The following is a 20,024-nucleotide window of genomic DNA, read 5'->3' as shown; positions in this document are numbered from 1 at the left end:
ACCTGTTCACTCGTCGCGACGGTTCGCAAGACACTCCTCGATCGGCGTGAGCAGTTCGTCCGCAAGCGAGTATGGATCTCGCCCGCCGTCGACGGTCTCGTTGACCAGCACCTCGATCCCACCACGCCGTTCGATCTCCGCTTCGACCATCCCGTTGAGATCGCTTCGCAGGAGACGCCGAAGCTCCTCGGCCGAGCGCGTTCGTTCGCGCTCCGCCCTGTGGCCGCTCTCGTCGAGGTGGCTCGCGTGAGCCTCGAACTCCGCTATAAGTTCGTCGACGCCGTCGCCCCGTGTCGCGACAGTCTCGACGATCGGCGGCGTCCAGCCATCACCCTCGCCGTCCGTGCTGGCCCCGTCGACGTCTGTGGTATCCGTCGTGCCATACCCGTGTTTCCCGCGGTGATCGAGAATTGGATTCACGTCGTTGCCCAGGCCGACCATCTCCCGGAGCTCCGTGACGGTTCGATCCGCACCGTCCAGATCCGCCTTGTTGACCACGAATACGTCCGCGATTTCGAGGATCCCAGCCTTGAGCGTCTGGACAGTATCACCGCTCCCTGGTGGGACGAGCACCGCAACGGTGTCGGCCGCCCGGACGACGTCGATCTCGTTCTGTCCCGCGCCGACCGTCTCGATGATCACTCTGTCCATCCCGAAGGCGTCGAAGGCGGTGACGGCGTCCGCGGTCGCCATCGAGAGGCCGCCGAGGCTTCCGCGCGCGCTCATCGAGCGGACGAAGACGTCCATGTCGCCGACCGAGGAGGCCATCCTGATCCGGTCGCCGAGGACCGCTCCACCGGAGTACGGCGAGGAGGGGTCGACGGCGACGATGCCAACCCGCTCGCCGCGTTCGCGGTAGGCGAGCGCGAGTTTGTCCACGAGCGTCGACTTGCCGGAGCCGGGACTGCCCGTAATGCCGATCACTTCGGCGTTTCCAGTGTGTTCGTACAGGGCAGCGACGAGATCCCTGTACCCGTCCTCGCGGTTCTCGATCGTGGTGATCGCCCTGGCGAGCGCGTGATACTCGCCGTCCAGAAGCGCCTCGGCCAGCTCTGATTCCCCACCGCTCATCGCTCGGGCACGTTCTCTCTCACGAACTCGATCGTCTCTTCGAGCTCCGTTCCGGGGCCGAACACCTCGGCGACGCCCTCCTCCTTGAGCGTCGCCCTGTCGTCATCCGGGATCACGCCGCCGACGAGCAGCAGGGTGTCCTCAAACGCTCCGTACTCTTTCAGGCCTTCGACGACCTTCGGGACGAGCGTGTTGTGCGCCCCCGAGAGGATCGAAATCCCGAGCACGTCGACGTCCTCCTGGACCGCGGCCCGTACGATCTCGTCGGGCGCTTTGTGGAGTCCGGAGTAGATCACCTCGAATCCGGCGTCACGGAAGGCGCGGGCGATCACGTGTGCACCCCGGTCGTGGCCGTCGAGACCGACCTTTGCGACGAGACACCGGATGGTACGTTGCTGTTCGGCGCTCATACACGATAGTTTGCTAGCGATTCGTTTATACTTTGATCACGATCCCACTGCCTCGATCGAATGCTCGCAAGAAACGACAGGAAAATACCGGGAGGCTCCTAACGGCCCACTATGTCAACAGCCACACCTGCCCGCCCGATCAAAGGCCGGGTGACCGAGTTGACGGTGGTTCTGACTGCTATCGGGTACTTTCTGGTAGCTGGGACCTTCGAGGGCTGGTTCCCGTATCCGAACATCACCGAATCCGGCGTCGATCTGCTGGGACACGCCATCGCAGTAGTGAACACGTTGGCGACGATCTGTCTGGTCGCCGGGTGGTACTGGATCCGCAAGGGAGCGGTCGATAAACACCGGAAGGCGATGGGCTCTGCCTTTGGCCTGATCCTCGTCTTCCTCGTGATGTATCTCCCGAAGGTCGGCGGCGGCGGCCAGAAAGCCATCGCTGACGCCGCACCGGACCTCGTCGCGCTCGGCTACTTCATCATGCTCGCGATTCACATTGTGCTGTCGGCGCTGGCGATGCCAGTCGTCGTGTACGCGCTCTTGCTCGGCCTCTCACACACGCCGAGCGAACTGCGCGAGACACGCCACGCACAGATCGGCCGGATCGCCGCTGCCTCGTGGATACTGAGCCTCGTTCTCGGCGTTGCAACTTACGTCATTCTCAATCACACTTACGGGAATACGTTCGAGCCAGCGTTCGTACTACTTTTTTGACGGCTGAATACGCCGTACCGAGGCGTTTTTGTCGGTACACCCGGAACGACAGGGTGTGCTGTCGGTCGAGCTACACACCCATTCGGAGCTGTCCCACGACGGTCGCGACCCGGTCGATCTGCTGCTCGAACAGGGAGCGGCCGTCGGGCTGGACGCGATCGCCGTCACCGATCACGACGAGATAGACGCCAGTCTGGAGGCTGTCCGCAAGGCGCCCGAGTACGGGCTGGTTGGTATTCCGGGCATCGAGATCACCAGCCGAGCGGGCCACGTCCTGGGACTCGGAATCGAAGAGGCCATCCCGCCCGGCCTCTCCTTCAGCGAGACGCTCGACCGGATTCACGAACTGGGCGGGATCGCGATCGTTCCGCATCCCTATCAGGAGTCACGCAGCGGCGTGATGGCCAACATCACGCCCGAGGCGCTCGCCGCGGCTGACGCGATCGAGGTGTACAACTCCCGCCTGCTCACGGGGCGTGGGAATCGACAGGCCCGTACCTTCGCCACGGAGTACGACAAACCGATGACAGCGGGCAGTGACGCCCACATCAGCGAGATGGTCGGACAGGCAATCACATTGATCGACGCTGACGACCGATCAGCTGATGCGATCCTCGACGCCGTCGCGGCAGGCCGAACGGAAATCGCCGGAAAACGCACCCCGTGGCGCATCAGCTTCCGACAGGCTGCAGGCGGAGCGAAGCGGCGCGTCAAGAGCCGACTCCGGGAGCTGTTCTGACGGTGCAGGGTGCCGATCCCCAGCTCGTCCGCCATGCGATCGAGACCAGTGATCCCCTGCCCGGAACCGCGGGCTTTGCCGGCCCCGTCGACGGCGCGCTCGTGCGCGATGTACTCGGCCGCTATCCGCTGTTTGTCGAGGATCGGGCGTCGATGGCTCTCCCCGACTGGTCGGCCGACCGAACTGATCTCTACGAGCCAGTATCTCTCCCTGCGGGACACGTCAAGCGCGACGGCGAGGAGCCACAACAGGTCTGGTCCTTGCCCGATCCCACACCGTACCAGCACGAGCGGGAGGCAATCAGTGACCTCGTCGGAGCCATCAGCGAGGGCATCGCGGCGACACGCCCAGACGACGCGGAGTCTGTCGCAATCGCCTTCTCCGGTGGTGTCGATTCGTCGGTCGTCGCTGCGGGCTTCGATGCCCCGCTGTACGTCGGCGGGTTCGACGGGAGCCACGACCTGGAGGCAGCGAGCACGGCGGCCGAGGCGATGGATCGCGAGCTACACGTCGTCGAGTTCACAGTCGCAGACGTCGAGCGTGCGGTGCCCGAGGTGGCGCGGGCGATCGGTCGCCCGGACGGGATGGCGGTCCAGATCGCGCTCCCGCTGTATCTCGTCGCCGAGCAGGCTCGTGCGGACGGCTACGAGTATCTCGCGGTCGGACAGGGCGCTGACGAACTGTTCGGTGGCTACGCGAAAGTCGCGCGCGCTCCCGAGGATCCGCGGGTTGATGCGGACACTGTCCGGGGCGCACAGCGCGAGATGATTCTCACTCTCCCCGACCAGCTCGAACGGGACGTCCTCGCGCTACGCGCGGCGGGCGTCGAGCCGGTCGCACCCCTGCTCCACGACGGCGTCGTCGAGACGGCCCTCAAACTACCCGCCGACTCGCTTGTCGACGACCGCGGCGAGCGAAAGCGCGCGTTCCGACGTGCTGCCCGCCAGTTCGTCCCCGACAGTATCGCTTTCCGCGAAAAGAAGGCCGTCCAGTACGGCAGCCTCGTGGGCCGTGAACTCGACCGGCTCGCCAGACAGGCCGGGTTCAAACGCCGGATGGACGACCACGTGAGCGAGTACATTCGCTCACGGATTGCATAGATGGATCTCATTGCCGGACTCGACGCGATTGACCGCGCAGATGGCCCCCTCGCGTATCTGCTGGTGTTCGTCTTCGCGGCGATCCCGGTCGTCGAGGTGCTCGTGGTCATCCCCTTTGGCGTCGCAGTTGGGCTCGACCCGCTTCTCGTCGGCCTCGCCGCGGCGACGGGGAATCTCTCGACGGTCTACCTCGTGGTCGTCGCCTCCGACTGGAGCCTCGAGTTCGTTCGACGACGATACGGCGATCCGACTGACGAATCGGACTCGAAGACGGTGCGTCGCGCCCGTCGGATCTGGGACAAATACGGCCTACCGGGCGTCGCGCTGGCCGCGCCGGTAACGACCGGCGCACATCTTGCCGCAGTGCTGGGGCTTGCCTTTGGATCCTCGCGCCAGCGAGTGTTTGCCTGGATGACGGGGAGTCTCGTCCTCTGGTCCGCCGCGATCGCCGCCGCATCGTGGTACGGAATGGAGAGTCTGCTGCGGATCGTCGGGTGAGTTGCTCTCTGGTTGTAGCGAGAAGAAGCGCCACACATCGAAAACTGTAGTGTAATACTTCATTTGTTGTAGTGTGGGCTACGGGCGGGAATATAGTGCACCGACAGAAACTGGGCGCAAGGAAGAGGCCGAGCATTCGGCGCTGCGCCAGTGAGATAAATAACGAGGTATAATTGATTAACACTGCAATACCGTGTATCACTACACCTCTCCATGGCTGTGGCTCAGAGTGTGGCTTTTATAACTACATGCCGTAGAATATGGGTAACACTCTATCAGCGAACCGGTGATCCCCCTTTGATTCGATGATCGAACCAAGAGTTTTTCCTATTGGTTATGCACAATATTGTGACTATGGGTACAACCCATTCAGCGAATCAAGAGTCAGTTTTCAATCGTCCGTCCAACCCGATCGGGTATGTTGCCATTCTGATGGCACTGATCACGGGTGTACTACATCTTGTAGCATCGACGAATGCCGTCGAAATGAGTCAGCTACTTGCTGTTCTGTTTATTCTCAATGGTCTCGGGTTTATGGGAGGGGCTGTACTGTACGTGACTCGGTTCTGGCGACGCTGGTTGTTTATTGTCGCAGCCATCTACGCGTTCGTAACGATTCTGGCACTGTTCCCGGTACAGGGCTGGGGTGTAGAAGCGTTCTACATGGATGGATCTCTCAATCCACTCGCGGTGATCACGAAAGCTACCGAGGCCGTGCTCGCAGTCTGTGCAGTCTATCTGTATGTAGCCAGTGGCGAGCAATCAGAGATCCGTGCACAAACCCCCTGATACGTTGTTCAACTAGCTCTCTTGTACTACCTTCTGTAACCGTACTAACTCCAGACCGGCTTCGTTATTTTGCGAACCGCGTAATCGTCTCTAGCTCCTCCATCGGTGGATCGGCGAAGGCCTCGCGGGCGATCGACCGTTTGTGGACCTCGTCCGCGCCGTCGATGATGCGGAACTGGCGGACGCTCTCGTAGAAGTCCGCGAGCGGGAGGTCACGGCTAATCCCGGTGCCGCCGCAGTACTGGAGTGCCGAGTCGACGGCCTGCTGGGTCGCATTCGCGGCGAACGTCTTGCACATCGCCACCTCGATCCGGGCGTCCTCGCCCTGCCTGATTTGCTCTGCGGCGTGGCGCACCATGGTCCGGGCGGCGTGTAACTGGATCCGATGCTCGGCGACGTCAAAGCGGATCGCCTGCTTTTCGGCGAGAGGTTCGCCGAAGGCCTCGCGGTCGCTTGCATAAGCCGTCGCGATGTCGAGCGCGCGGTCGGCCATCCCCAGAAAACGCATGCAGTGGGTCAGCCGTGCGGGGCCGAGCCGCTGCTGAGCGATGGCGAAGCCGGCGTTTTCCGCGCCCAGAAGGTTCTCCTCGGGGACCCGAACGTCGTGATACTTGACCTCGGCGTGGCCGATCTCCACGAGGTCGGGGCCGAGATGTGGGATATCGCGCACGATCTCGACGCCCTCGGCGTCGGTGGGGACGAGAAACATCGAGGTGCCCGAGTACGGGTGGGCGTCCTGGTCGGTTCGTGCCATCACGATCAGTACGTCGGCCTCGCTCCCGCCGGTGGTCCACCACTTGTGGCCGTCGATCACCCACTCGTCACCGTCTTTTTCGGCGGTCGTGGCAATCATCTTCGGGTCCGATCCCCCGCCCTGTGGCGGCTCTGTCATCGAGAACGCCGAGTGGGCGTCACCGGCGACGAGCGGGTCGAGCCAGCGCTCTTTCTGTTCGTCGGTCCCCACGAGTTCGATAGTGTGGATGTTCCCCTCGTCGGGCGCGGAACAGCGCAGTGCGGCCGGGCCGAGTAAACTGCGCCCCGCCTCCTCGAACACGGGTAGCATCTCGCGGAAATCCAGCCCGAGCCCGCCGTGTTCTTCGGGAACCTGCGGCGCGTAGAGGTCTCGATCGCGCGCCACCGCCCGAAGCCGCTCGATTTCCTCTCCCGGGACTGGCCCCCGACCGAGATACTCGCGTTCGACCGGCAGGACGACCTCGTCGACGAACTCGCGGGTGCGCTCGGCAACCGCATGGCCCCGCTCTGGATCGTCGTACGTGAATTTCATAATTGTTTATCGTTGTAATACGTGAAAAGTGTGTTCCCGAGTCACACAGTGACCGAACAGGGACCGCTTCTCCGTCTGACTCAGGTTCGCCAGTCCTCGCGCAACAGTACGTACTGGACGGTGTCGACGTACTCGCCGTCAATGAACCGATCCCGGCGAGTTCGGCCCTCTTCCACGAAGCCGAGCGATTCGAGGAGGCCACGTGAGGCCTCGTTGAACTCGTAGGCACAGGCACCCACTGCCGGGTGGTCGTGGGTCCGAAAGACGTAGTCGATGACGAGGCCCACTGCGCGTTTCCCGTAACCCTGACCGTGTACCTCGGGTTTTAGCCAGTACCCAAGATCCGGCCGTCGCCACTCGACGTCGTCGACTGACACTGCGCCGATGCGTTCTACCTCGTCTTCGTCGGGCGTCCCCGGTCCCGCATCGTCCAGACAGACAAGGAACTGGGGAGTCTCGCCGTCCTCGTGTCGCTGTTCCAGTTTCTTGCGACTGCCAAGTGGGTTCCCAAGCGGGTACCGGATCTCCGGGTTCGCAAACGAGCGCTGGAGAAAATCGAGGTCTTCGGCTTCGAGCGACCTGAGCGTCACGTCGCCGTCGGTCGTGATGCGTGCTCCGGGCATACACGGTGATAACGGACGGCCGATATATGTTTTCTCCCGGAGCGTCTCCAGCCCAAGCTATTTGATACCAGTCCACAATGATGAATGTATGAACGAACAACATGTGGAGCGTGGTTTGGCGTGAGCGAGGAGTATCTGGACCGTCTCGTCGACGAGGACGCTCTCTCGGCCTATCTCACTGCCGAACTCGGCTCCGCCGAGCGATTCGACGTGATGCGTCACGAGCAGGGCCACTCGAACGAGACGCTGTTCGTGGAGTGGGGCGACCGCGAACTCGTACTCCGCCGCCCGCCTGCGGGTGAGACGGCCGAGACGGCACACGAGGTGACCCGCGAGTATCGAGTGATGGACGCGTTACAGGAAACACCCGTTCCGGTTCCGACGACCGTGCTCGCCTGCGAGGACGAGGACGTTCTCGGTGCGGCATTTTACCTGATGGAGCGCCAGCACGGCGACGTACTGCGAACCTCGGAACCCGAACGCTTCAATAACCCGGCGGCTCGTAAAGGACTGAGCCAGGAAGTCATCGACACGCTGGCGGCGATTCATTCGGTCGATCCTGCGGCGGTCGGTCTCGACGACTTTGGCTATCCCGACGGGTTCACCGAGCGTCAGGTCCGGCGCTGGTCCGAGCAGTTCACCTGGGCGTTCGACGTCACCGGCGAGGAACGGGAAGTGCCGGAGGTGTACGAGTTGATGTCATGGCTTACCGAGCACGCCCCCGAGGAGCACCCGCACACACTGGTCCACGGAGATTTCAAGCTCGACAACCTCATGTTCGCACCGGGAACGTCGCCGGAACTGACCGCAGTCTTCGACTGGGAGCTCTCGACGCTCGGTGACCCACTGACTGATCTCGGCCTTCTGCTTCTGTTCTGGCAGGATCCCGGCGATCGCGACCCGCCGATCCCCGAACTGATGCCGACCTTTACCGCAAAGGAGGGGTATCTCTCGCGAGGCGATCTGATCGACCGATACGAGAAGCAAAGCGACATCGAAGCCGATCAGTTGCGGTTCTACCGGGTACTGGCCGCCTACAAGATGGCAGCGCTCGGTGAGATGTTCTTCCGCCGCCATCTGGAAGGTAACGCCGCCGACCCGCTCTACCCGAAGATGCGCGAGGGCGTCCCCCGGCTGGCGAAACGAACCCTGGAAATGGCTGAAGGATCGGGCGACGTATCGTTGTAAGGGATCGCCATCCTCAGCCGTTGTGATTACTCCTCGACAGTCTCTATAGCGTCGATCCCGGCCGCAACCACGTCCGCTTCGAGTTCGTCGCGACGGTTGCGAAGCTCAGCTTTCGTGAACCATTGCCATGCGTCGGGAGGGGCCTCGCCAGCTGCGGGATCGATTGATCGATCGGTGGCCCGGGCGTAGTAGACGAAGTCGATGTGCTGGTGGGCGACCTCACCGTCGATCCGGTCGATATCTTCGAGTTTGAACTGCTCGGGTTGTGGAAGTGGACGAGCAGTATCGGATTCCGTCCCCTCGGCTTCGCTGATCAGGTCAACATCAAGACCTGTTTCTTCTTCGAGTTCCCGGAGTGCCGCTTCGTGCGGTAGTTCGTCCCGGTCGATGTGCCCGCCCGGCGGGAGCCACATGTCCAGCTTTTCGTGCTCGTGTAACGCCGTTGCGCCGTCGTGGACAACGAACACGGTCGCGACGAAGTGTCGAGTGGTCTCCATACCTCTCGTCTGGGGGAGGTGTCGTTTGTAGCCGTCGTTTTCGACCCGGAGGAGAAGGGAACTCGATCAGTCTGGCGCGTGACCGTCTGCTTCGAGCAGTTCGTGATATCGATTGCGGATCGTCACCTCGGAGATGTTCGCAACCTCGCTGACCGTGTTCTGGGTCACTTTCTCGTTGACCAGCAGGGAGGCGGCGTAGACTGCGGCGGCGGCGAGACCGACTGGGCTCTTGCCGCTATGGATGCCCTGTTCCTTGGCCGTTTTGAGCAGGTCCCGGGCGCGGCGTTCCGCCTCCTCCGAGATGTCGAGATCCGACGCGAATCGGGGGACGTACTGTTCGGGATCGGCAGGCTGGATTTCCAGATTGAGTTCGCGGACGATATAGCGGTACGTCCTGGCGACTTCGGCACGGTCGACGCGACTCACCGCGTTTATTTCGTCGAGGCTGCGTGGCGTTCCGGCCTGTCGCGCTGCGGCGTACAACGACGCCGTTGCGACGCCCTCGATCGATCGTCCCGGAAGGAGGTCCTCGTCGAGCGCACGCCGATAGATGACACTTGCCGTCTCCCGGACGCTCTTTGGTAGTCCGAGAGCCGAGGCCATCCTGTCAATTTCGCCCAGCGCCTGCTTGAGATTGCGTTCCTTCGCATCTCGGGTTCGGAACCGTTCGTTCCACGTTCGAAGCCGCTGCATCTTCTCGCGCTGGCGGGAGGAAAGCGACCGTCCGTAGGCGTCCTTGTTCTGCCAGCCGATGTTCGTCGACAGTCCGTCGTCGTGCATCATCTTCGTCGTCGGTGCACCGACGCGGGACTTCTGGTCTTTCTCCTTGGAGTCGAACGCCCGCCACTCCGGGCCGCGGTCGATCTCGTCCGCGTCGACAACCAGACCACAATCGACACAGACGGTCTCACCGCGCTCTTCGTCGGAGACGAGCTGTCCGTCACACTCCGGACAGGCCAGTTGCTCCTCATCGTCCTGGCTGGTCTGCTTTCTTTTCTGTCTACGCGCGTGCTCGCGCGTGTTCGAGTGCTCTCGAATCGTTGTGTCAGTCATTGCTTTTGGGGGTAACTGCGGGCGGAAAACGCTTTGTTCCAACCTTCTGTTGCGACGGCAGCAACTTAAAGCCACCGCGGTATGGACACACCCGCGCACGACCGCTCCTCGCAATTGAATGCAGGGATCGAAACCCTTACTCCCGATCCACCAGTCACCTCGTGTATGAGCGACCATCCCGCCGGACCCGACACCGTCCGTCACGTCGCGGAGCTCGCGCGGGTCGATCTCGACGACGACGAGGTCGACCAGTTCGCCGAGCAGTTCGCCGACATCCTCGATTATTTCGAGACGATCGAGGAAGTGCCAGAGGTCGACCGCGAAGCCGAACTGGTCAACGTGATGCGACCGGACGAAGAGCACGAGAGTCTGACACAGGAAGAAGCGCTGTCGAACGCCGAATCGAGCGAGGACGGCTACTTCAAGGGTCCGAACGTCTCATGACGGAGAACGTCTACATCACCGAAGAACGGATCGACGGTGAGGGCGAGGGGGAACTTTCCGGAAAAACCGTCGCAGTCAAGGACAATATTTCCACAGAGGGCGTCCGGACGACCTGTGGCTCCGGGATGCTTGATGAGTACGTTCCACCCTACGATGCTACCGTCGTCGAACGCCTGAAAGACGCCGGTGCGACGATCAACGGGAAGACGAACATGGACGAGTTCGGAATGGGAACGACAACCGAAACGTCCGCGTTCGGCGCGACCGACAACCCTGCTGCACCGGGACACGTTCCCGGGGGGTCCTCGGGCGGCTCTGCGGCCGCCGTCGCCGCTGGTGAGGCCGACCTTGCGCTCGGAACCGACACCGGCGGTTCGGTCCGCTGTCCCGCCGCCTTCTGTGGTGTCGTCGGCATCAAGCCCACATACGGGCTGGTCTCACGGTACGGGCTGATCGCCTACGGCAACAGTCTGGAACAGGTCGGCCCGCTCGCCCCGAGCGTTGAGGAGGCCGCCGAACTACTCGATGTCATCGCGGGGGAGGATCCGAACGACGCGACGACACGCGAACGCCCCGAGGTCGACTACGCCGCCGCCGCTGATGGCGATGTCGACGGACTCCAGATTGGCGTCCCCACCGAACTCGTCGAGGGTGCCGACGAGGGCGTCGTCGAGCAGTTCTGGAGCGCCATCGACGAACTCGAAGCGCAGGGCGCGAGCTATCACGAGGTGAGCCTGCCCTCGGTCAAGCACGCCGTGGAAGCCTACTACGTAATCGCGATGTCAGAAGCCTCCTCGAACCTCGCTCGCTTCGACGGCGTCCGATACGGCCAGTCCGGCGGCTTCGAGGGCAACTGGAACGAAGCGTTCTCGGCGGCACGACGCGAGGGCTTTGGCGACGAGGTAAAACGACGTATCCTGCTCGGTACCTTCGCTCTGTCTGCAGGCTATCAAGATAAATACTACAAGAAAGCCCAGGACGCCCGGGCGTGGGTCAAACAGGACTTCGACGAGGCGCTCTCGGAAGCGGACGTTCTCGCCAGCCCGACGATGCCGATCACGCCCTTCGAGCTCGGCGAGAGTCTCGACGACCCATTGAAGATGTATCTCGCGGACGCGAACACGACGCCGGTCAACCTCGCCGACCTGCCCGCCATCTCCGTTCCGGCAGGCGAGGCCGACGGTCTGCCGGTCGGGATCCAGTTCGTCGGACCTGCCTTTGGTGAAGAAGCAATCATCCGCGCCGGATCGGCTCTCGACTGATCTCAGGCCGCTCGTTTTCGCCGTTGCTTTCGGATTCCCCGCACCGTCGCTTCCCCAAGCGCGGTCAGCACAACGAGAGCGAGAAACAGGCCGAGTTTCGATCGGAGCTTTGGAGCCGGTCGCTCTGCACCGTCATCCTCCCCGTCGGTTTCCGTCTCGTCGGTTTCAGCGCCCAGAACTCGCCTGAGAACGCCTGTATTCGATATCACGTCTACAGGTATGTGGTCCGATGGCTTAAGCCGCGCGACGGCTGAACACGCCTACCAGCACCGGTCCCATCCGAACGCATTTATTTTCATTCACAAACTATGGCCTATGCGAACTGACGCGAGCCTCCTCGACCTACCCGGCATCGAATCAACGATGCGAACTGTCAACGGTGTCGACCTGCACGTTGTCGCTGCTGGTGATCCGGAGGACCCGCTCGTCATTTTGCTCCACGGGTTTCCGGATTTCTGGTACGGCTGGCGCGAGCAGATCGAGCCGCTGGTCGCCGCCGGGTATCGAGTCGTCGTCCCGGACCAGCGGGGGTATAATCTGAGCGACTCGCCACGAAGTACCGATGCCTATCGAGTCGACGAACTCACCGCGGATATCCGGGCACTCATCGGATCGGAGGGCCGGGAGTCAGCTCACGTTGTCGGCCACGACTGGGGTGCGGTCATCGCCTGGCAACTGGGGATCACACACCCCGAATTCGTCGATCGACTCGGTATCATCAACGTCCCGCATCCCGCCGCGTTCCGTGAAGCACTACGGTCCAGCGCGGAACAACTCCGCCGTAGCTGGTACGTCTTCTTCTTTCAGCTCCCCGTACTTCCGGAATGGGCACTCGCCCGAGACGAGTACCGACTGTTGAGCGACGCCTTGCTGGAGAGCGGCTCTGCCGTAGCGTTCACCCCGGTCGATATCGAGCGGTACCGCGCGAGTTGGCGTACTGCAGGATCGCTGTCCGGCCTCATCAGCTGGTATCGGGCGGCCGGGCTGCACCCGACGGATCTGCTCTCGGGGAGCACGTCCGACGGCGAGCAGGTCGAGGCCCCGACGCTCATCGTCTGGGGTGAGCGGGACACCGCACTGGTTCCGGATCTCGCGCCGATGAGCCGCCAGTACTGCCCGAACGGTCGCGTCGAGCGCTTCCCGGAGGCCACCCACTGGGTCCATCAGGAGGAGTCGGAGGCAGTGACGGAGCTACTGGTGGGACATCTCGAAAAATGATTCGCAGGAGGTAACCGCTACTCGTCGCCGCCGCGATTCCGGAGTTTGCGGAACGTAACGACTGCGACGACGGCCGCGAGCGCCACGCCGAGCGTCTTTTTGAGTTTGCCAAAGCGTGAACTACTCGATTCCTGTTCGTCTTGCTCGTCGGATTCGGTTTGCGTTTCTTCGGCTTCTTCGGTTTCACTGCCCGACAGCGACGGAGTGCGTAATCGTTCTAGCGCCATACCTGTCAGTAGAGCGCGAGAGGATATAAAGCTACGAGCGGGATTACTCCTCGTAGGCCAGGTTCATCATCCACTGGGAAAAGGCGTCGCTCTGTGGATCGATCTCCTCCTCGCCGATAAACGGAGAGAGCATATCGCCCGCCATCAACAGCGCGAAGTCGAGATCCTTCGCAGTCGGTGACACATAGTAGGTGTTATGCCCTTCATACACGGTCTCTTCCCGGTTGACCAACTCCTTTTCTGCAAGCGAATCGACGATCCGGCTCCCCTGTCGGGAGGAGACGTCCAGTTCCTTCCAGAGATCACTCTGATGGATGCCTCCGGTCTCACGGACCAGTTCGAGCCCCGCTCGCTCCTCTTCGGATAACTCCGCCTCGGCAGTCGAGACGCTCATCGATATCGCCCCCACGAGTCGGAGAGATCTGACGGCATGTCCATACAATACGTACTGGGAGCGACGTGCTTAAAATTGGCCTTCCGACCGGGACCTAGATCCAGCCCATCAGCGTCGCGACGAGCAGGGCGACCCAGATGGTCACACCGACTACCAGCCAGTCATTTGGCAACGTTTCGTTGTCCTGTCTGTTCGCACGGTCCGTCGCACCGATCGCGATCAATCCGAGCGCGAGCACGACGCCAGCGCGCTGGATGACGATCCCGATGGGCATCATGTCGACCGACAGCGACAGAAGATCGAGCACGACGGCGGTTGCCAGTGCGCCTGCGGCGACGACCCCTGCGTCCATCCGTCTGGTCATCCGGCGGGCGGTCAGATACGTCACGGCGGGGATACCGATCGCGATGAAGGGGTACAGTACCATCGCGATGCCGTGCATCGAGAGCGCCGGGACGTACCACTCGAGCAGAATGCCGCTGACCCGGACCCCGAAATATAGCCCGACGATCGAACCAAACACCAGAAAGTGGTTCAGGGTCAACCGATCGTACGCCGCCCGGATGCGTTGTCGGTCGACCGAGTTCAGACGTCCCCACAGGGACAGTCCCGTGTCTCTGATCCGCTGGCGACCGAGCGCACCCATCAGCAGCAACGGCATCACCCACGCGAGTTCGACGACGGTCATCCACCCGTCGTTGTCGTACGGCTCGTCGTTCCCGACGTGCTTCCGCCAGACGTCGTCGACGAACTCCTGTTGCATGAAGTCCTGCTCTACTCGAGTCTGGGCCTCGTCATTGCCGTGGACCGCGTGGCGTAGCGTGAACCAGTCGAAGTGCTCGTCGTGGGCCTGCATGATCACCCACTCGTCGTCCTGATGGGGGGCTTCGTACATCCGGATGTGGTACCGGTGGCCGTAGTAATCGCCGAAGTGGACCTGTGCCGACTCGGTGACGAACTCGGCGTCATTGCCCCGGGCCGTATCGTCGATAAACGCGTACCGGGTCGCTCCACCGGCTTCGTCCCATTCCATCGACGTCCCGTCGGTGGTGTTGATCTGGATCTGATCGGCGGAGAGCTCTTCGGGACCGAGTTCGTGTTCGTGTCCGTCGGTCACGTTCCAGTCCCCGTCGTCCGCCATTATCCGGAGCGTCGTGTCCAGATCCGCACGGACGACCACGTTGATTGAGCTTCCCTTTCGATGTTCTTCGGCCGCACTCAGGTAGGGGTAGAAACTGCTCTCGCTGCCTTCAAGCTGGACGAGTTCCGGTTCTTCGTCCTCTTGTGGCGCGATCAGATCGGCTGTCGGCGGTGCGATAAACGACATCGCCGCCGAGATGCTAACCGCTATTACGATCACTGCCAGGGCGATACTGACTGTTCGTTTCACTACCCCCGGATTACCATCAGGAAATCATATATCTATTGGCTTTCTGTCAGGGGTCGTATTCGAGCGCACGCTGACGAAACTCCTCGCCACGCTCCGATTCGACGGTCAACTCCGGTACTTCAGTCGGGGAACCGTTCTCCAGTGCGACGAACACGAAATTGGATTCGGTCGTCTGTTCGCACTCACCCGTCCGGGGATCTTCGCGATAGGTACGCAGATGTACCCGAACGCTCGTGCGCCCGGCCTCGTACACGTACGCCTCGACGAGCACGTTGTCACCGATCGGGATCGACCGCTGAAAGTCGAGTTCGTCGACGTTCGCCGTGACACAGGAATGACCCGCGAACCGCATCGCCGACATCGCGCCAACCTCGTCCATCCACTTCATTACGTTCCCCCCGTGTGCGGTCTCGTAGTTGTTCGCGTGGTTGGGCTGGACGCGATACCGGTTCTCGATGTAGGTGTCCATCAGCGTTGGCATACAGCGGCATCGTAGGTCGGGTGAACTCAATAATTCCCGGATTCGGCGCGATCGTGCCGACCTTTTTGTTCATTCGAGGGCAATCACCACTCATGGCCGGACACGGCGACGTGAGACACTTCGATCTGTTTGCCGGGGTCTACGACCTGTTCATGCCCGAAGCGGCCCCCGACGTGCTCCGCCGTGGCCTCGATCTCGCGGAGCGGGAGACGGCTACTGGCCTCGACGTCGGTGGCGGTACCGGGCGGGCCGCCCGTGCGATCCCGGACGTTGACTGGACAGTCGTCGATGCCTCCGGGGCGATGCTCGCCGAAGCAGCTGCGTCCGGAGTACCGGGCGTCCGTGGCGACGCCGCACGATTACCGATCACCGACGAATCAGTCGACGCTGTCACGATCGTCGATGCGCTCCATCACATCGGCCGACCACGCGAGGCGATCGCGGAGGCGGTTCGTGTACTTGCGCCCGGTGGCGTGCTGGTGATCCGCGAGTTCGATCCGAACACGATCCGCGGTCGAGCGCTCGTGGCGGGCGAACACCTGGTCGGATTCGACTCGACGTTTTTCGGCCCCGACGAACTGGCGGCGATGGTCGACGATACCGGACTTGACGCGAGCGTCCCCGAGCGTGGGTTTGGCTACACAGTAGTCGGGGTAAAGCCAGTCTGAGCGTCGGCACGTTCTCACGACAAGAACCGTCGACCGCGCATAACGCTTTTTGTGCTGCCTCCGACAGCCGACGTATGGTCACGACAGCGCAAACCGATGCGATCGACGACCTCGTGTACGACTGGCTCGCTGAGACCGGCGCGCCGGGGGCGAGTCTGGTGGTGACCGACGATACTACCGAACAGTATGCTGCCGGCTTCGGGTCGCGGGATATCGACTCGAACACCCCAGCTACACCCGATACGCTGTACGGCGTTGCCTCCGTCACAAAGTCGTTCGCGACGCTCGCCGTCCTCCAGCAGGTAGAACGCGGTAAGCTCGCACTCGACGACCCGATCACCCGGCACACCCGGGTCGCGTTCGAGGGCGCGGACGAGATCACGATCGAAGAACTGCTCACACACAGCTCCGGCTTGCCGAATCTGGGCACCTCCGAAGTGCTCCTCGCCAGACTCGCGGATCTCGGCGAGATCGGTATTCCGCTGAGCGATCGTGACGACCTGTATCAGTTTCTGGGCGATGCCGGAGCCGAGCGGGACCAGCACTCACAGGATCGGTTTCAGTACAGCAACACGGCCTATATACTCCTGTCTCACGCTCTCGAATCCGTCGCTGATCGTCCGTTCGACGAATACGTCGAGGCGGAGATCCTCGACCCGCTTGGGATGGAACGGTCGACGTTCGATGCCGAGGCCTTCGCGGCCGACGATGACCACGCCACGCCACACCGATCCGTTGAAAACGGATTCGAGCCGACCCGGTTTCCGGCCCGCCAACTCTCCCGGGCAGCTGGTGGACTCATCTCGTCACCTCGTGAGTTAGGCAAGTACCTCAGATGTAACTTACAGGGCGGGGAGCTCGACGGTGTGACGCTGGTCGACAGCGCACTCCTCGGCCGCGCCCACGATAGCCACGTCGATCCACTCCCTCGGTATGGCGATGCGTACGGCTACGGCTGGTCAAGACGAACGGTCGCCGAGACTGTAGTCGTCGGCCACGGTGGATCACTGCTCACCTCCTCGTCCGCTATCGGGTTGCTGCCGGAACGGGACCTGGGGATCGCACTCTGTTGTGCCTCACAGCCGGAGCTCCACCCGACGGTAGTGCTTGACGGTATCGTCGCGATACTGGAAGACGATTCACCGGAACAGGTCGTCCCGGAGTTGGGGTATCGCAGCCGTGTCGACGCCCTCACTGGCAGATACGAATCCTATCGTGGCATCATCTCCGCGACAGTGACTGACGAAGGTGGGTACCTGTCAGTAGACATCGCAGCAGGACCTATCGAAGAGGAGCATGTCCTCGTGCCCGACGACCCGACACTTACAGGTGATGCTGGCACCGCCGATCGCGTCTGGACGTTCACCGCCCCACGGTCCGGTCGGCCGATGCCCGTGGAGTTCGTTGATACCGGAGACGGTGTGGATCTGTTCTTCGATCGGTATCGACTGCATCGGCAGTCAGCGTAACACAGATCGCGATCCGGTGTCCCGGCCGCTTCCAGCAGAGCCATATCTGTTGAGTCGTAACGAACCGCTATGTCCACGCTCTCTTCCCGCCTCGACGGCGCAACCGACGATACTCGACAGTTCGCTGTGCTCGCAGGCGATCTACTGGTCGTCTCGCTGGTCGTTGCGGCCGGTATCGTGGAACACCACGGGCTCGCTGGGCTCACGGACCCCTTCACCACCCTCGAAACGGTCATCCCGTTTGCGGTCGGCTGGCTACTCTGTGCTGGCCTCGCGGGACTCTACCGTCCAGGCGTACTGACGGTCCCACGAGTCGCCGCGCGGCTCACTACTCTTACCGCACTCGCCGCAGTCAACGTTGGACTCCTCTTGCGCGCCTCACCGTACTTCGCGGGCGGCACGGCCTGGCCGTTCCCACTCGTAATCACCGGTACTGTAATCGTTGTCGTCGTTCCGTGGCGACTCGCCCTCGTCCAGCTGCTTGGCGGCGAGTAGCGACCTGACCTGGCAGAGCACTCTTTTCGGATGCGCCCCTACTGGGTCTCATGACGACTGCACTGTTTCTCTCCAGTAACGACGTCGACGGACTGGCCACGTCCCGCGCGTTCGTCGAGACCGTCCACGAGGGGTACCGACAGCATGGCGAGGGCGCGCCTGCACGCCCACGAACCAAGCTGCTCCAGCGTGATCCGCCGGGAATGCTTACCGACTACGCCGCCGTGCTCCCCGATACCGGCGTGATGGGCGGGTACATGTACGCCGCAGGCTTTGGCGAGCGCGACGCGTGGTTCATGACGCCGCTGTTCGACGCCGAAACCGGGGAACCCCTCGCGGTTCTCGATGGCGCGAGCATGAACCCGTTCAAGACCGGCGCGGCGGGCGCGGTCGGCGTCGACGCGTTGGCCCGGGACGACGTCGAGACGCTCGCAGTTATCGGAAGCGGGCCGCAGGCACGCGGTCAGCTCCGGGCAACGGTGACAGTCCGGGAGTTCGAGCGTGTGGACGTGTTCTCACCGACCCGCGAACACCGCGAGTCGTTCGCCGAGGAGCTGGACGAGCTGCTCGATCCCGCCGTGCGAGCAGTCGACTCCAGCGCGGCCGCGGTCGAAAGTGCTGACGTGGTGATCACCGCGACAAACGCCAGCCAGCCTGTCTTTGACGGCGACCTGTTAGAGCCAGGAACACACGTCACCGCGATGGGCCAGTATAGCGCCGACAAACGCGAACTCGACGCCACGACGATCGAGCGCGCGACCTACGTGCCCGACCTCCGCGAGCGGACCGAGATCGACGCCGGGTCGTTCCTCCACGCGGCCGAGTCGGGAGCCGTCGACGAAGATCACGTCCACGCAGAACTGGGTGAGATCATCGCCGGGAAAGCGAAAGGACGTACCTCTTCGGACGAGATCACGGTCTTCGACAGCGGCGGAACCGGTATCGAGACCGTCGCTGGTGGCGCGCTGGTGTACGAACGCGCTCGCGAGGCGGGACTGGGGACCGAGATCGAGTTTGCCCCGGCGAGCGAGGCGCTCACAGGGTGGTGATCGATCCCGGTATTACTCGCGTATCGGCAAGAAGTGCTCCGTCTGGGATTTGAACTCGAATGCAAACGCTCGCTTCGCTCGCGTTTGCGTAGTTCAAATCCCAGAACGTGCGCGCTTCGCTCACTGCGTTCGCTGTAGTGCTCCGTCTGGGATTTGAACCCAGGTCATCGGCTCGAAAGGCCGAAATGATTGGCCGGACTACACCAACGGAGCGCACTTCGCTCGTACGAAGCGTATCTTCGAGTTGCTGGCTATTTCGCTTAAACCTGTCGTTCCGGGGTCGCCATGTGAACCTCTTTCGCGGGTCCGTCTCCCGATCCTGACGCTTCCCAGCGGATCGGAACCGACATACGGAACGCGCACATTGTACCCCTCACTACCGAATATTCACGCATGATCGACCCACTCCTTGCGACCCTCACGTTTGAGGCACTGTTTCCGAACCACATCTGGCACTACCTGATCGGCGGCGTCTTCATCGGGCTCGGCGTCTCGGTGATCTATCTCGGTACAGGGATCACCGCGGGAGCGAGCACGTTTCTGGAGTCGACGCTGTCGTACGGCTCAAAGCTCCCCCGGTTACAACAGCACCGGTTCGTCACGTCACGCGACTGGCGCGTCGTGTTTACGCTGGGCATCGTTCTCGGCGCGGGTATCTACGCGCTCACCTTCCAGTCCGGGCTCGTATCGAGTTCGCTCCATCAGCCAGCAACGGCGGGTCAGCTGCAGGACGTCGGCGGCGTGACGATCTGGACGACCGAGGTTAGCTGGTGGCGGCTCCTCGGTGGCGGCGTCCTGATCGGGATCGGAACGCGGCTCGGAAAGGGCTGTACCTCCGGCCACGGCGTCTGTGGCGTCGGATCCCTCTCACAGACGTCGATCGCCAACGTTGCGACGTTCATGATCGTGGCGATCGGGACTGCACTGCTCGTGCAGGCCGCAGGGGTGAGTCCGTAG

At 62.4% G+C, this 20,024-nt stretch carries 25 protein-coding genes and 1 tRNA gene; 14 read left to right on the top strand and 12 right to left on the bottom strand.

Annotated elements, in window-relative coordinates:
* Window positions 1-6: 6 nt before the first annotated feature.
* Window positions 7-1,071: a methylmalonyl Co-A mutase-associated GTPase MeaB gene (meaB, locus tag AArcS_RS04540; RefSeq protein WP_238479257.1), complete on the bottom strand. Its 1,065-nt coding sequence runs from the start codon at window positions 1,069-1,071 to the stop codon at window positions 7-9.
* Window positions 1,068-1,481: a cobalamin B12-binding domain-containing protein gene (locus AArcS_RS04535; protein WP_238479255.1), complete on the bottom strand. Its 414-nt coding sequence runs from the start codon at window positions 1,479-1,481 to the stop codon at window positions 1,068-1,070. The genes meaB and AArcS_RS04535 overlap by 4 nt, the downstream gene beginning before the upstream one ends.
* 111 nt (window positions 1,482-1,592) lie before the next feature.
* Between AArcS_RS04535 and AArcS_RS04530 the strand changes: the two genes are divergently transcribed.
* From AArcS_RS04530 to AArcS_RS04510, 5 genes are all read left to right on the top strand, one after another.
* Window positions 1,593-2,198: a DUF420 domain-containing protein gene (locus AArcS_RS04530; protein WP_238479253.1), complete on the top strand. Its 606-nt coding sequence runs from the start codon at window positions 1,593-1,595 to the stop codon at window positions 2,196-2,198.
* 55 nt (window positions 2,199-2,253) lie between these two features.
* Complete coding sequence (locus tag AArcS_RS04525) at window positions 2,254-2,937, top strand: PHP domain-containing protein (protein WP_238479251.1); 684 nt, start codon at window positions 2,254-2,256, stop codon at window positions 2,935-2,937.
* A gap of 2 nt (window positions 2,938-2,939) precedes the next feature.
* Window positions 2,940-4,037 carry an asparagine synthase C-terminal domain-containing protein gene (locus AArcS_RS04520; protein WP_238479249.1) on the top strand — a complete coding sequence of 366 codons (1,098 nt, stop codon included), beginning with the start codon at window positions 2,940-2,942 and terminating at the stop codon, window positions 4,035-4,037.
* Complete coding sequence (locus AArcS_RS04515) at window positions 4,038-4,535, top strand: small multi-drug export protein (RefSeq protein WP_238479247.1); 498 nt, start codon at window positions 4,038-4,040, stop codon at window positions 4,533-4,535.
* 354 nt (window positions 4,536-4,889) lie between these two features.
* The gene (locus AArcS_RS04510; protein WP_445668772.1) at window positions 4,890-5,324 is read left to right on the top strand and encodes a DUF7475 family protein; all 435 of its coding nucleotides are present in this window, start codon (window positions 4,890-4,892) and stop codon (window positions 5,322-5,324) included.
* Window positions 5,325-5,388: 64 nt separating this feature from the next.
* On the opposite strand, the gene AArcS_RS04505 is transcribed toward AArcS_RS04510, so the two are convergent.
* Together AArcS_RS04505 and AArcS_RS04500 are read right to left on the bottom strand one after the other, a co-directional pair.
* On the bottom strand, window positions 5,389-6,609 hold the full coding sequence (locus AArcS_RS04505) for an acyl-CoA dehydrogenase family protein (RefSeq protein WP_238479244.1): 1,221 nt from the start codon (window positions 6,607-6,609) through the stop codon (window positions 5,389-5,391).
* Window positions 6,610-6,689: 80 nt separating this feature from the next.
* A complete protein-coding gene (locus tag AArcS_RS04500; protein ID WP_238479243.1) occupies window positions 6,690-7,232 on the bottom strand; it encodes a GNAT family N-acetyltransferase in 543 nt (180 codons plus the stop codon).
* Window positions 7,233-7,316: 84 nt separating this feature from the next.
* Between AArcS_RS04500 and AArcS_RS04495 the strand changes: the two genes are divergently transcribed.
* The gene (locus tag AArcS_RS04495) at window positions 7,317-8,420 is read left to right on the top strand and encodes a phosphotransferase family protein (RefSeq protein WP_238479242.1); all 1,104 of its coding nucleotides are present in this window, start codon (window positions 7,317-7,319) and stop codon (window positions 8,418-8,420) included.
* Window positions 8,421-8,446: 26 nt separating this feature from the next.
* Here the strand turns inward: AArcS_RS04495 and AArcS_RS04490 are convergent, their stop codons facing one another.
* Window positions 8,447-8,917, bottom strand: coding sequence for an NUDIX domain-containing protein (locus tag AArcS_RS04490; protein ID WP_238479241.1), 471 nt, complete (start codon window positions 8,915-8,917; stop codon window positions 8,447-8,449).
* Between the two features lie 66 nt (window positions 8,918-8,983).
* Window positions 8,984-9,970: a transcription initiation factor IIB gene (locus AArcS_RS04485; protein ID WP_238479240.1), complete on the bottom strand. Its 987-nt coding sequence runs from the start codon at window positions 9,968-9,970 to the stop codon at window positions 8,984-8,986.
* Window positions 9,971-10,135: 165 nt separating this feature from the next.
* Between AArcS_RS04485 and gatC the strand changes: the two genes are divergently transcribed.
* Window positions 10,136-10,414, top strand: coding sequence for an Asp-tRNA(Asn)/Glu-tRNA(Gln) amidotransferase subunit GatC (gene gatC, locus AArcS_RS04480; RefSeq protein WP_238479239.1), 279 nt, complete (start codon window positions 10,136-10,138; stop codon window positions 10,412-10,414).
* Window positions 10,411-11,676 (top strand): Asp-tRNA(Asn)/Glu-tRNA(Gln) amidotransferase subunit GatA, encoded by a 1,266-nt coding sequence (gene gatA, locus AArcS_RS04475; protein ID WP_238479238.1) that lies wholly within the window; start codon window positions 10,411-10,413, stop codon window positions 11,674-11,676. Before gatC ends, gatA begins: the two co-directional genes overlap by 4 nt.
* A 2-nt stretch (window positions 11,677-11,678) precedes the next feature.
* Here gatA and AArcS_RS04470 read toward each other — a convergent pair whose 3' ends face one another.
* Window positions 11,679-11,885, bottom strand: a complete 207-nt coding sequence (locus AArcS_RS04470; RefSeq protein ID WP_238479237.1) for a hypothetical protein — start codon at window positions 11,883-11,885, stop codon at window positions 11,679-11,681.
* A gap of 106 nt (window positions 11,886-11,991) precedes the next feature.
* Between AArcS_RS04470 and AArcS_RS04465 the strand changes: the two genes are divergently transcribed.
* Complete coding sequence (locus AArcS_RS04465) at window positions 11,992-12,894, top strand: alpha/beta fold hydrolase (protein WP_238479236.1); 903 nt, start codon at window positions 11,992-11,994, stop codon at window positions 12,892-12,894.
* A gap of 17 nt (window positions 12,895-12,911) precedes the next feature.
* Here AArcS_RS04465 and AArcS_RS04460 read toward each other — a convergent pair whose 3' ends face one another.
* The 4 genes from AArcS_RS04460 to AArcS_RS04445 form a co-directional block, all read right to left on the bottom strand.
* The gene (locus tag AArcS_RS04460; protein WP_238479234.1) at window positions 12,912-13,121 is read right to left on the bottom strand and encodes a hypothetical protein; all 210 of its coding nucleotides are present in this window, start codon (window positions 13,119-13,121) and stop codon (window positions 12,912-12,914) included.
* Between the two features lie 43 nt (window positions 13,122-13,164).
* Window positions 13,165-13,515, bottom strand: a complete 351-nt coding sequence (locus AArcS_RS04455; protein WP_238479233.1) for a helix-turn-helix transcriptional regulator — start codon at window positions 13,513-13,515, stop codon at window positions 13,165-13,167.
* 94 nt (window positions 13,516-13,609) lie between these two features.
* A complete protein-coding gene (locus AArcS_RS04450; protein ID WP_238479232.1) occupies window positions 13,610-14,905 on the bottom strand; it encodes a hypothetical protein in 1,296 nt (431 codons plus the stop codon).
* Between the two features lie 46 nt (window positions 14,906-14,951).
* A complete protein-coding gene (locus AArcS_RS04445) occupies window positions 14,952-15,386 on the bottom strand; it encodes an acyl-CoA thioesterase (RefSeq protein WP_238479231.1) in 435 nt (144 codons plus the stop codon).
* A gap of 92 nt (window positions 15,387-15,478) precedes the next feature.
* On the opposite strand from AArcS_RS04445, the gene AArcS_RS04440 reads away from it, so the two are divergent.
* The 4 genes from AArcS_RS04440 (at window position 15,479) to AArcS_RS04425 (ending at window position 19,067) form a co-directional block, all read left to right on the top strand.
* Window positions 15,479-16,054, top strand: coding sequence for a class I SAM-dependent methyltransferase (locus AArcS_RS04440; protein ID WP_238479230.1), 576 nt, complete (start codon window positions 15,479-15,481; stop codon window positions 16,052-16,054).
* Window positions 16,055-16,128: 74 nt separating this feature from the next.
* A complete protein-coding gene (locus AArcS_RS04435; protein WP_238479229.1) occupies window positions 16,129-17,523 on the top strand; it encodes a serine hydrolase domain-containing protein in 1,395 nt (464 codons plus the stop codon).
* 69 nt (window positions 17,524-17,592) lie between these two features.
* Window positions 17,593-18,018: a DUF3054 domain-containing protein gene (locus AArcS_RS04430; RefSeq protein WP_238479228.1), complete on the top strand. Its 426-nt coding sequence runs from the start codon at window positions 17,593-17,595 to the stop codon at window positions 18,016-18,018.
* A 50-nt stretch (window positions 18,019-18,068) separates the two neighbouring features.
* Window positions 18,069-19,067: an ornithine cyclodeaminase family protein gene (locus AArcS_RS04425; protein WP_238479227.1), complete on the top strand. Its 999-nt coding sequence runs from the start codon at window positions 18,069-18,071 to the stop codon at window positions 19,065-19,067.
* 138 nt (window positions 19,068-19,205) lie between these two features.
* Here AArcS_RS04425 and AArcS_RS04420 read toward each other — a convergent pair.
* Window positions 19,206-19,280: transfer RNA gene (locus AArcS_RS04420), tRNA-Glu, on the bottom strand.
* Between the two features lie 180 nt (window positions 19,281-19,460).
* Here AArcS_RS04420 and AArcS_RS04415 point away from each other — a divergent pair.
* Window positions 19,461-20,024, top strand: a complete 564-nt coding sequence (locus AArcS_RS04415; protein WP_238479226.1) for a YeeE/YedE family protein — start codon at window positions 19,461-19,463, stop codon at window positions 20,022-20,024.

The sequence above is a fragment of the Natranaeroarchaeum sulfidigenes genome, assembly GCF_017094485.1.
Classification (GTDB): domain Archaea; phylum Halobacteriota; class Halobacteria; order Halobacteriales; family Natronoarchaeaceae; genus Natranaeroarchaeum; species Natranaeroarchaeum sulfidigenes.
Note: the sequence above shows the minus strand (reverse complement) of the source record. Positions and strands in the feature narration are given on the sequence as shown.